We start from the raw sequence: 12,804 nt of genomic DNA, 5'->3' as shown, positions 1-12,804 counted from the left end.
AAATATTTCAATATTAGGAAAGCTTTAATTTTCAATTCATCCACATAAAAAAAGCCACCCGAAGGTGGCTTTTTTGGAATGATTTAAGGGCTAATTAAAGACCGTTAAATTCATCGCTAAATGCTTGGCTTAACGCTTGATCTACATCAGAGAAGTCATTGTGAAGCTCAAGCTCTGCAGCTTCAGACTCTTGACGACGACGTTCTAAGTGGTATGCCAAACCTGTACCCGCTGGGATCAGACGGCCTACAACCACGTTTTCTTTCAGACCACGTAATTCATCTTCTTTACCTGTTACAGCAGCTTCAGTTAACACACGAGTTGTTTCCTGGAACGATGCAGCAGAAATGAACGAGTCAGTAGAAAGCGACGCTTTGGTAATACCCATCAATTGACGTTCAAACTTCGCTGGGAACTTGTTCTGAGCTGCCACAGCTTGGTTTTCTTGAACAACGCGGATGTATTCCACTTGCTCGCCTTTGATGAAGCTTGTATCACCACCGTCAGTGATTTCAACTTTACGAAGCATTTGACGTACGATCACTTCAATGTGCTTGTCGTTGATTTTTACACCTTGCAGACGGTATACGTCCTGAACTTCGTTCACGATGTAATTTGTCAGTGCAACTTCGCCTTTCAAACGTAAGATGTCGTGTGGATTTTGCGGACCATCAGAAATGGTTTCACCACGGTTTACATGTTCGCCTTCGAACACGTTAATCGTACGCCATTTCGGAATTAGCTCTTCGTAAATTTCAGAGCCATCATCCGGAGTAATCACAAGACGGTTCTTACCTTTGGTCTCTTTACCGAAGCTTACGATACCTGAAATTTCAGCAAGGATCGCGTGTTCTTTCGGTTTACGTGCTTCGAACAAGTCAGCTACGCGTGGAAGACCACCGGTAATATCACGAGTACGTGAAGATTCTTGTGGCACACGACCAATAACATCACCGACACCAATTGTTTCGCCATCGCGCACAGTCAGAATCGTGTTTTGTGGTAGGAAGTAGAACTGTTCGCCGCCATCTGTTGTATCCAATACAACAGCTGGACGCATATCTTTACCAGATGCTGGACGTGAAGTTACTGGAAGTACCTCAATAGTCGTCATACCTGTTGCATCATCAGTTTTCGATGTCACAGTTACGCCATCAGCGATTTGGCTGAAACGCACTTTACCTGCAACTTCGGTAACAAGTGGATGTGTATGCGGATCCCAAGTCGCTACGATACCGCCAGCTTCCACAGCTTCGCCATCTTTAATGATGATTGAAGCACCGTATGGAATTTTGTAACGTTCGCGTTCACGACCGATGTCATCTGCGATACCGATTTCACCTGAACGTGAAGTTGATACCAAGTGACCTTTAGCGTGTTGTACTGTTTTCACATTGTGGAAACGTACTGTACCTTTGTTACGAACTTGTACGCTGTTAGCAGCAGAAGTTCGGCTCGCAGCACCACCTACGTGGAACGTACGCATTGTTAACTGTGTACCTGGCTCGCCAATTGATTGAGCAGCCATTACACCCACAGATTCACCTGGATTCACCAAGTGACCGCGAGCAAGGTCACGACCGTAACATTTCGCACATACACCGAAAGTAGATTCACAGTTTACAACTGAACGTACTTTCACTTCATCGACACCTTGCTCTTCTAAGTAGTTTGCAAGTTTTTCGTCGATTAATGTATTACGTGGAAGAATCACATCATCCGAACCTGGTTTCTTCGCATCTTCAGCAAGTACACGACCCAATACTCGAGTACCTAAGTTCTCGATGACATCGCCACCTTGAATAAACGGAGTCATTACAAGACCGTCGAAAGTACCACAATCTGGCTCAGTAATTACCAAGTCTTGTGCAACGTCAACCAAACGACGAGTCAAGTAACCTGAGTTCGCAGTTTTCAATGCAGTATCGGCCAAACCTTTACGTGCACCGTGTGTTGAAATGAAGTACTGAAGTACGGTCAAACCTTCACGGAAGTTCGCTTTAATTGGTGTTTCAATGATCGAACCATCTGGTTTCGCCATCAAACCACGCATACCCGCTAACTGACGAATCTGAGCTGCCGAACCACGGGCACCTGAGTCAGACATCATGTAGATCGAGTTGAATGATTTTTGTTTCTCGTCTTCACCCTGTTTGTTTTTAACAGTTGTGAAAGACAAGTTGTCCATCATCGCTTTCGCTACTTGGTCGTTTGTACGTGCCCAAATATCGACAACTTTGTTATAACGTTCGCCGGCAGTTACGAAACCTTGCTCGAATTGTTGTTCAATTTCGCGAACTTCAACTTCAGCTTTTTCGATAATTGCTTGTTTTTGTGGCGGAATCAACATGTCTTCCATACCAACAGACACACCTGAGTGAGTCGCTTGACGGAAGCCCAAGTACATCAATTGGTCAGCGAAGATAACAGTATCTTTAAGACCTAATTTACGGTAGCAAGAGTTGATCAATTTAGAGATGTTCTTTTTCGTCATCTCAACGTTGATTTGTTGGAAATCCATACCTTCAGGTACAACTTCCCAAAGTAAACAACGACCTGGAGTTGTGTCTACAACAATGGTTTGTTGTTCACGGTTACCATTTTCGTCAATGACAGTTTGGTGTACACGTGCTTTTACGCGAGCATGTAAATCAACTTGACCTGTTGCAAGTGCACGGTTTACTTCGTCAGTATCCGCAAACACCATGCCTTCACCTTTGGCATTGATCGCATCACGAGTGATGTAGTACAAGCCTAAGACAACGTCCTGAGAAGGTACGATGATTGGCTCACCGTTCGCAGGAGAAAGAATGTTGTTTGTTGACATCATTAACGCACGAGCTTCTAACTGAGCTTCAAGTGTTAATGGTACGTGTACCGCCATTTGGTCACCGTCGAAGTCGGCGTTAAATGCCGCACAAACTAACGGGTGAAGACGGATCGCTTTACCTTCAATCAGGGTTGGTTCAAATGCTTGAAGACCCAAACGGTGAAGTGTAGGCGCACGGTTTAACATCACCGGGTGTTGACGAATTACGTGAGCAAGTACGTCCCAAACTTCTGGAGTTTCACGCTCAACCATTTTCTTCGCAGCTTTAATGGTTGTCGCTTGGCCAGATGCTTGTAGTTTCGCGAAAATGAATGGTTTGAATAATTCAAGCGCCATTTTTTTCGGAAGACCACATTGGTGAAGACGTAAAGTTGGACCTACAGTAATTACCGAACGACCAGAGTAATCGACACGTTTACCCAATAAGTTTTGACGGAAACGACCTTGTTTACCTTTGATCATGTCTGCCAAAGATTTAAGAGGACGTTTGTTCGAACCGGTAATTGCGCGACCACGACGACCGTTATCAAGCAATGCATCTACAGACTCTTGTAACATACGTTTTTCGTTACGTACGATAATGTCTGGTGCAGCAAGGTCTAGAAGACGTTTTAAACGGTTGTTACGGTTGATTACACGACGGTAAAGATCGTTCAAGTCAGAAGTCGCAAAACGACCACCTTCTAGAGGAACCAACGGACGAAGATCAGGCGGAAGTACTGGAAGTACATTCATCACCATCCATTCTGGCTTGTTGTTCGACTCTTTGAACGCTTCCATCAATTTCAGACGTTTAGAGGCTTTTTTCAGCTTCGTTTCTGAAGTTGTATTTGGAATTTCTTCACGAAGACGTGAAATTTCAGCTTCAAGATCGATGTCTTTCAACAAATCTTGAACTGCTTCTGCACCCATTTTCGCAGTGAATTCATCACCGTGTTCTTCTAAAGCAGTGAAGTATTCTTCATCGTTTAGAAGTTGGTATTTCTCAAGTGGAGTCATACCTGGGTCAGTTACAACGTATGATTCGAAATACAATACACGTTCGATATCACGTAAAGTCATGTCTAAAAGCAGACCGATACGGCTAGGAAGTGATTTTAAGAACCAAATATGCGCAACTGGAGAAGCAAGGTCAATATGACCCATACGCTCACGACGTACTTTTGCAGTTGTTACTTCAACGCCACATTTTTCACAAATGACGCCTTTGTATTTCATACGCTTGTATTTACCACACAAGCATTCGTAATCTTTTACTGGACCAAAGATTTTGGCACAGAATAAACCATCACGTTCAGGTTTGAACGTACGGTAGTTAATGGTTTCAGGCTTTTTAACTTCACCATGAGACCACGACTTAATCATTTCTGGTGACGCAAGACCAATACGGATGCGATCAAACTCTACAGGAGCATGACCGTCTGAATCCGTCTTTTTGCGCATGATATCGAGCAAGTCTTTCAATTTTTTTCTCCGTGTGTTGTGGAGATTTTCACTTCACAACTGGGTCACAAATATTGTTTTTTAACTGAGAAATCCCCCTTGCCCCTCTTGATTAAAGAGGTGAGAAGCACTGCTTCGCAAGGGAGATTCAATGGAGCTAATTAGTCACCATTTTTCAGTTCAATGTTGATACCTAAAGAACGGATCTCTTTGGTCAATACGTTGAACGATTCAGGCATACCTGGGTCCATGTAATGGTTACCATCTACAATGTTCTTATAGATACGGGTACGACCTTCAACGTCATCCGACTTCACAGTAAGCATTTCTTGAAGTGTATATGCTGCACCGTAAGCTTCGAGTGCCCATACTTCCATCTCACCGAAACGCTGACCACCGAATTGTGCTTTACCACCAAGCGGCTGTTGAGTTACTAGAGAGTAAGAACCAGTAGAACGCGCATGCATCTTGTCGTCAACCAAGTGGTTCAGTTTCAACATGTACATGTAACCTACAGTTACTGGACGGTCAAAACGCTCACCTGTACGACCATCATACAATACTGTTTGACCAGTACGTGAAATGCCACCAAGTTCTAACAATTCTTTGATTTGTGATTCTTCAGCACCATCAAATACTGGTGTTGCTAAAGGAACACCTTTACGCAAGTTACCTGAAAGCACCAAGATTTCTTCATCAGTCAAGCTATCAAGATCTTCTTGTTCGCCACCAACTTTGTTGTAAATCTTGTCTAAGAAATCACGAAGCTCAAGTACAGTACGCTGCTCTTTCATCATCTTGTCGATTTGATCGCCAAGACCTTTAGCCGCCATACCCAAGTGAGTTTCAAGAATCTGACCCACGTTCATACGTGATGGTACACCCAGTGGGTTAAGTACAACATCAACTGGAACACCGTTTGCATCGTGTGGCATGTCTTCTACAGGCAAGATGTTTGATACAACACCTTTGTTACCGTGACGACCCGCCATTTTATCACCCGGTTGGATGCGACGTTTTACAGCCAAGTAAACTTTAACAACTTTCAATACGCCAGTTGTTAGTTCATCACCTGTAGACAATTTGCGTTTTTTCTCTGCAAATTTCTCGTCAATTTCAAGGCTCTTCTCTTTCAAGAACACTTGAATTTGAGTTAAACGTTCAGCAATCGCTTCGTCGACTGGTTGGATTTCAATAAGATCAACCAACTCAAGACCAGACAATAACTCTTCAGTTAATTTGTCACCGCGTTTAGTTGTACCGCCACCGTTAGATTCTTGACCTTTCAATAGACGAACAATACGTTCACGAGCCGCTTCTTCGAAGATTTTGTATTCTTCTTTCAAGTCTTTACGGTAAGCATCAAGTTGTGCTTTCTCAATTGCTTGAGCACGTTCGTCTTTTTCAAGACCGTCACGTGTAAATACTTGAACGTCAATTACAGTACCTTTCACAGATGAAGATACACGTAATGAAGAGTCTTTTACGTCAGCCGCTTTTTCACCGAAGATTGCGCGAAGCAATTTTTCTTCCGGAGTTAACTGAGTTTCACCTTTAGGCGTTACTTTACCTACAAGAATGTCACCAGCAGTTACTTCAGCACCGATATAAACGATACCTGATTCATCCAATTTAGAAAGTGCAGCTTCACCCACGTTCGGGATATCCGCTGTAATTTCTTCAGCACCCAATTTGGTATCACGTGCAACACATGAAAGCTCTTGGATGTGGATAGACGTTAAACGATCTTCTTGAAGTACACGCTCTGATAGTAAGATCGAGTCTTCGTAGTTGTAACCGTTCCAAGTCATGAACGCTACACGCATGTTTTGACCCAATGCCAATTCACCGCCATCTGTTGATGGACCATCAGCAAGAACGTCACCACGTGCAACTTTATCACCTAAACGTACAACAACGTTTTGGTTGATACATGTATTTTGGTTCGAACGTGTGTATTTGATCAGGTTGTAGATATCTACACCTGCTTCGCCTGCCACCATCTCTTCTTCGTTTACACGAATAACGACACGAGAAGCATCAACGAATTCAATACGACCACCACGTTTCGCAAGTACACACACACCCGAGTCATGCGCTACGTTTGCTTCCATACCTGTACCAACAAGCGGTTTGTCAGCACGTAATGTAGGAACAGCCTGACGCTGCATGTTTGAACCCATCAATGCACGGTTGGCATCATCGTGTTCAAGGAACGGAATAAGTGATGCCGCTACAGATACCACCTGCTGAGCAGATACATCCATATGCGTTACTTTTTCTGGTGGAATACGTACGAATTCACCTTGGTGACGTACAGATACGAATTCTTCAGTTAAGTTACCGTCTTTATCGATACCAGAATCGGCCTGTGCAATCACAGTACCTACTTCTTCAATCGCAGAAAGGTATTCAACATCATCCGTTACACGACCATCAACAACTTTACGGTATGGAGTTTCCAAGAAACCGAAGCTGTTACATTTAGCGTATACAGACAATGAGTTAATCAAACCAATGTTTGGACCTTCAGGAGTCTCAATTGGACATACACGACCGTAGTGAGTTTGATGTACGTCACGTACTTCGAAGCCCGCACGCTCACGAGTCAAACCACCTGGGCCCAATGCTGATACACGACGTTTGTGTGTAATTTCAGACAACGGGTTGTTTTGGTCCATGAACTGAGACAACTGGCTTGAACCAAAGAATTCTTTGATTGCAGCAGCAACTGGTTTCGCATTGATTAAATCTTGCGGAGACAAGTTATCAGTTTCAGCTTGAGATAAACGTTCTTTAACAGCACGTTCAACACGAACTAGACCAACACGGAATTGGTTTTCTGTCATTTCACCAACAGAACGAACACGACGGTTACCCAAGTGATCGATATCGTCGACTTCACCTTTACCGTTACGGATTTCAACTAATGTTTTCAATACATCAGTGATGTCTTCGTTCGAAAGAATACCTTCAACTTCACGAGACTTCTGATCCGTACCCACTTCGTAAGGACGACCCAAACGACGGTTGAACTTCATACGACCTACTGGTGATAAGTCATAACGTTCAGAAGAGAAGAACAAGTTGTTGAATAAGTTTTCAGCAGCTTCTTTTGTTGGTGGCTCACCCGGACGCATCACTTTGTAGATTTCTACAAGTGCTTCTTCACGACCAGTTGTAGTATCTGCACGTAAAGAGTCCGCAATGAATGGACCACGGTCGATGTCATTAGTATAAAGTACGTTGAATTGTTTAACGCCGCCTTCAGCCAATTTCACCATAATTTCATGGCTAAGTACGGTATTTGCCGCAACAACTTCGCCATCACGTAACGTTACATCTTCAGCAACAATACGTTCATATAGGTATTCATCAGGAACAGAAAGTTTTTCAAGACCTGCTGCTTCCATTTGACGAACATGGCGCGCGTTAATACGTTTACCTTGTTCAACAATTGTTTTACCGTCTGTACCCACGATATCAAACTGTGCCATTTCGCCACGTAGACGTTCTGGAACCAAGTCAATTTGATAGCTACCCATATCAAGATATACAGGTACTTTTTCGTAGAACATGTCTAGGATTTGTTCGTTGTTATAACCCAAGGCACGAAGCACAACAGTCGCAAGTAATTTACGACGACGGTCAATACGAACATATACAAGATCTTTTGCATCGAATTCAAAGTCTAACCATGAACCACGGTAAGGAATGATACGAGCAGAATAAAGAACTTTACCGCTAGAGTGAGTTTTGCCTTTATCGTGGTCAAAGAACACACCTGGTGAACGGTGTAATTGAGATACGATTACACGCTCAGTACCATTGATTACAAAGGTACCATTGTCTGTCATAAGTGGCATTTCACCCATGTAGACTTCTTGCTCACGCACATCTTTGATTGTTTTAGTTTCGCGATCTTTAATGATCAGACGAATTTTTACACGCATTGGCGCCGCATAAGTTGAGCCACGAAGAATACATTCGCGCACATCAAATTCAGGCTTACCAAGACTATACTCAACAAATTCTAAAGCAGCATTGCCAGAATAACTTTCAATAGGAAAAACTGAACGAAATGCGGCTTGGAGACCGATATCTTCGCGGTTTTTTGGAGTTTTGCCGTCTTGAAGGAAAGTTCGGTACGAGTCGACTTGAATCGCGAGCAAGTACGGAACATCCATTACCTTGGGCAATTTACCAAAATTCTTACGGATCCGTTTCTTTTCGGTATATGAGTATGCCATCTGGAGTCCTCGGAAAGTAAACTAAGTCCGCCTGCAGAACGAACTTAGAAGGAATTACGCAGGCCGATATGGCCACCACTTTCACAAATGCTGCAATTTTTAGTGGTATTAAAACGCTTAACAATATTTTTTACTAAAAAATATTGGTAAGCGTTTGGTTTTATAAATTATTTTTAATTTGTATGATTTTTATATCATGCAAACAAAAATCGAGCCGATTATTGTAACGCAAAAAGGCTGATGACCCAAGGGCCATCAGCCATTTTTTGGAGCCGATTATAAAAAAATCGACCCCCCTTAAGATTACTTAAGTGTAACTGTAGCACCAGCTTCTTCAAGTTTTTTCTTAAGTTCTTCGCCTTCTTCTTTAGAAACGCCTTCTTTAAGAACTGAAGGAGCGCTTTCAACAAGATCTTTAGCTTCTTTAAGACCAAGGCCAGTAGCTTCACGAACTGCTTTAATTACAGCAACTTTGTTAGCACCGAAAGAAGTCAACTCAACGTTGAATTCTGATTGTTCTTCAGCAGCAGCACCAGCAGCGCCAGGAGCAGCAGCAACTGCTACAGCAGCAGCAGATACGTTGAATTTTTCTTCGAAAGCAGAAATAAGTTCAACAAGTTCAAGAACAGTTTTTTCAGCAACTGCGTTTAAGATTTCTTCGTTTGTTAAAGCCATGAGAGTAACTCCAAATGGGTATTGAATGGTGTGTAAATTGATTTAAGCTTAAGCAGCTTCTGACTCGTTTTTCTCTTTGAGCGCAGTAATAAGGCGACCCAATTTCGAAATAGGAGCTTGAAGAACGTTTGCAAGCATAGTAAGCGCTTTTTCTTGGTTTGGAAGGTTCGCGATAACGCTAACTTCAGCACCTTGATAAACTTTACCGTCAAATGCAGCAGCTTTAAGTTCAAATGCTTTATTAGTTTTAGCAAATTCTTCGAACAAACGAGCAGCTGCGCCCATGTCGTCTTCAGAAGTTGAGAAAGCTAAGATTGTTGGGCCAACAAGGTTGTCGCTCAAGATATTGAATTGAGTATCTTGAAGAGCACGTTTAGCCAAAGTGTTACGAACTACACGAGTAGCAACACCTAGTTTACGAGCTTCAACACGTAGAGCAGTTAATTGCTCAACAGTTAAACCTTGGTAGTCAGCAACAACAGCAGCATACGCAGTAGAAGCAACTTCAGTTACTTCAGCTACGATCTGTTTTTTGCCTTCGATAAGAAGAGCCATTGTAAAACCTCCTAACGGTGATTTATGCACCTATACAGATGCACTCCCAATTCGTTAGCTCATCACTGAACCAACACGCGGAGGAGGAACAAATCACACCACCGCGTCTACTCAGGCTGGGCTATTAAGAAGAAAGCATAAAACTCCCCTCGCCTGAGGTCTTTGACGCTGATAAATCTAAATTTATCAATTCAAAGTTTGCCTGAGGGGCGATCAGCAAAGCACCGCTTTGCCGACCCGCAAGACGAGAAACTATGCTTCGAGTGAAGCAAATATCTTTTCTTGCGTAAAAATCAAAGCAGCGCTTTGATTTTTACTCAGGGCTTTAAAATTCTGTAATAAGTCGAAACTTATTTAGAAACGTTTGCTACATCAACAACAAGACCAGGACCCATAGTTGAGCTTAAAGTGATCTTTTGGATGTAAACACCTTTAGAAGTAGCAGGTTTTGCTTTCTTAAGGTCAGCTACAAGAGCTTCAACGTTTGAACGAACAGCTTCAGCAGTGAAACCTACTTGACCGATCGCAGCGTGGATAATACCCGCTTTGTCTACACGGTAACGTGCTTGACCAGCTTTCGCGTTTTTAACAGCAGAAGCTACGTCAGGAGTTACAGTACCCACTTTAGGGTTTGGCATTAAGCCACGTGGACCAAGAATCGTACCTAACTTACCAACAACGCGCATTGCATCCGGAGCTGCAATTACTACATCAAAGTCAAGGTTACCCGCTTGGATGCTTTCAGCAAGGTCATCAAAACCAACAACGTCCGCGCCTTCAGCTTTAGCAGCTTCAGCAGCAGCGCCTTGAGCAAACACAGCTACACGTACAGTTTTACCAGTACCTGCAGGAAGTGTAGTCGCGCCACGAACAACTTGGTCAGATTTACGAGGATCAACACCTAGGTTTACAGCAACATCCAAAGATTCTTTGAATTTTACTGCTGGAAGGCCGTTAAGAACTGCAACTGCTTCTTCCAAAGTGTAAACTTTGTTAGCTTCAACAGCAGCAACAATGGCTTTTTGACGTTTAGTTAATTTAGCCATGTCTTATAGCTCCACTTCCAAGCCCATAGAACGCGCAGAACCAGCAATGGTACGTACACGTGCGTCTAAATCAGCACCAGTAAGATCTGGTTCTTTAGTAGTCGCAATTTCTTCTAATTGAGCGCGAGTCAACTTACCAACTTTAGTTTTGTTAGGTACAGCTGAACCCTTTTGGATGCCCGCAGCTTTCTTAAGAAGAATCGCAGCAGGAGGAGTTTTCATGATGAATGTGAACGACTTGTCGTTGTACACAGTGATCACTACTGGAATTGGAAGACCAGCTTCAACTTTTTGTGTCGCAGCATTGAATTCTTTACAGAATGCCATGATGTTAACACCACGTTGACCTAGTGCAGGACCAATCGGTGGAGATGGATTTGCTTTACCAGCTGGAACTTGCAGCTTGATATAGCCGTCAATCTTCTTAGCCATTTCAATTACCTCTGGGTACTAACGCCGCTAGGCTCCCCATACATATAAGTAACGATACCGTTACAACAACAATGCCCGACTCATAACAAATCGGGCGTTTATCAACCAAGTTAAATTAAACCGATTTTTCGACTTGGCGAAATTCCAGCTCAACCTGAGTTGGTCGATTAAATACATTAATCGTCAACGTTAAACGTGACTTATCGTATAGAACTTCTTCCACCACGCCTTTAAAATCGGTGAATGGACCGTCAATTACGAGTAATTCTTCACCTGGTTCAAACATCGTCTTAGGACGAGGTGCTTCGCCAGTATTGCGTACACGTGCAAGAATCGCATCAGCTTCTTTTTGCGTAATTGGTGCAGGTTTTTCTGCAGTACCACCAATGAAACCTAATACTTTTGGACATTCTTTAACAATGTGCCAAGTTTCATCATTCATTTCCATCTCGACTAATACATAGCCTGGAAAGAATTTACGCTCAGATTTACGTTTCTTACCATCCTTCATTTCCACTACTTCTTCAGTAGGGACAAGGACTTCACCAAAGCTATCGGCTACAGCGCTACGCTGGATTCGATCATTAAGTGAGCGTAACACTTGTTTTTCATAGCCTGAATAGGCATGAATAATGTACCAACGTTTCATAGCTCTCTTACCCGATAATAAACTTCATTAACCAGCTCAAAGCATAGTCAAAGCACCATAATAAAATAGATGCCACTAAGACTACCGCAAGTACCTGCCAAGATGTGGTCATGGTCTCTTGCTTGGTTGGCCAAGTCACTCGACGTAACTCAATTCGAGCATCTTTCAACAATCGAACAAAGCCTTTGCCTTGATGGGTGGCGTATAATAAACCTAAAGCCACGATGATACAAGCCAAAATTACCCCAACACGGACCCAGACATCATTCGCTGGTGCCCAGTATGCTGGCAAATGTTGATTCACCATCATAGAACTACCGAGTAAAATCAACGCGATAACCCACAGAACATAGTCTAAAGGGGAACCAGAATTAACAACTTCAGCAGGATTATTTCTTTGAGGAATTGGCGCGTCGCTTAATGCGTCACGCGATTTATCATTCGACATTTTTGTACTCGTCGTAGGATTCGCGACTTATTATATGACCAGTTGAGCCAGCATCAAGCTTCTTTTTAAAAAAATTTGGCAGGCCAGGAGGGACTCGAACCCCCAACATTCGGTTTTGGAGACCGACGCTCTACCAATTGAACTACTGACCTGCAGAGCAAATCGAGAGTCGAAACTCTCGATCTGTACAAAGATAACTGTATTATATTATGCAGTTACTTTAGAAACAACACCCGCACCAACTGTACGACCACCTTCACGGATCGCGAAGCGTAAGCCAGCGTCCATTGCGATTGGGTGGATTAATTCTACTGACATTTCTACATTGTCACCAGGCATAACCATTTCTACGCCTTCTTTAAGCGCGATCGCACCAGTTACGTCAGTTGTACGGAAGTAGAACTGTGGACGGTAACCGTTAAGGAATGGAGTATGACGACCACCTTCGTCTTTAGAAAGTACGTATACTTCTGCGT

8 protein-coding genes, 1 tRNA gene and 1 pseudogene are annotated in these 12,804 nt (G+C 43.0%); all 10 read right to left on the bottom strand.

All coding sequences use genetic code 11. The features are described from left to right. Positions 1-94: 94 nt before the first annotated feature. A complete protein-coding gene (gene rpoC, locus FTT88_RS03855; RefSeq protein WP_078192842.1) occupies positions 95-4,294 on the bottom strand; it encodes a DNA-directed RNA polymerase subunit beta' in 4,200 nt (1,399 codons plus the stop codon). Between the two features lie 140 nt (positions 4,295-4,434). Continuing rightward, positions 4,435-8,523, bottom strand: a complete 4,089-nt coding sequence (rpoB, locus tag FTT88_RS03850; RefSeq protein ID WP_180007035.1) for a DNA-directed RNA polymerase subunit beta — start codon at positions 8,521-8,523, stop codon at positions 4,435-4,437. 303 nt (positions 8,524-8,826) lie between these two features. Further along, the gene (gene rplL, locus FTT88_RS03845) at positions 8,827-9,198 is read right to left on the bottom strand and encodes a 50S ribosomal protein L7/L12 (protein WP_078189828.1); all 372 of its coding nucleotides are present in this window, start codon (positions 9,196-9,198) and stop codon (positions 8,827-8,829) included. 48 nt (positions 9,199-9,246) lie between these two features. Beyond that, a complete protein-coding gene (gene rplJ, locus FTT88_RS03840; protein ID WP_111885844.1) occupies positions 9,247-9,753 on the bottom strand; it encodes a 50S ribosomal protein L10 in 507 nt (168 codons plus the stop codon). 350 nt (positions 9,754-10,103) lie between these two features. Then, the gene (gene rplA, locus FTT88_RS03835; RefSeq protein ID WP_078189830.1) at positions 10,104-10,799 is read right to left on the bottom strand and encodes a 50S ribosomal protein L1; all 696 of its coding nucleotides are present in this window, start codon (positions 10,797-10,799) and stop codon (positions 10,104-10,106) included. 3 nt (positions 10,800-10,802) lie between these two features. Next, the gene (rplK, locus tag FTT88_RS03830; protein ID WP_004868049.1) at positions 10,803-11,231 is read right to left on the bottom strand and encodes a 50S ribosomal protein L11; all 429 of its coding nucleotides are present in this window, start codon (positions 11,229-11,231) and stop codon (positions 10,803-10,805) included. Positions 11,232-11,346: 115 nt separating this feature from the next. Next, positions 11,347-11,880, bottom strand: a complete 534-nt coding sequence (gene nusG, locus FTT88_RS03825) for a transcription termination/antitermination protein NusG (protein ID WP_078189831.1) — start codon at positions 11,878-11,880, stop codon at positions 11,347-11,349. 7 nt (positions 11,881-11,887) lie between these two features. Next, on the bottom strand, positions 11,888-12,328 hold the full coding sequence (gene secE, locus FTT88_RS03820) for a preprotein translocase subunit SecE (protein ID WP_078189832.1): 441 nt from the start codon (positions 12,326-12,328) through the stop codon (positions 11,888-11,890). Positions 12,329-12,404: 76 nt separating this feature from the next. After that, positions 12,405-12,480 (bottom strand) — tRNA-Trp (locus tag FTT88_RS03815). 55 nt (positions 12,481-12,535) lie between these two features. Continuing rightward, positions 12,536-12,804, bottom strand: a pseudogene (gene tuf, locus FTT88_RS03810) (elongation factor Tu); the annotation flags it as partial.

This window comes from Acinetobacter sp. YH01024 (assembly GCF_013420195.1).
GTDB lineage: Bacteria > Pseudomonadota > Gammaproteobacteria > Pseudomonadales > Moraxellaceae > Acinetobacter > Acinetobacter amyesii.
The sequence above is the reverse complement of the archived record's forward strand: the minus strand, read 5'-3'. Positions and strand labels throughout refer to the sequence as shown.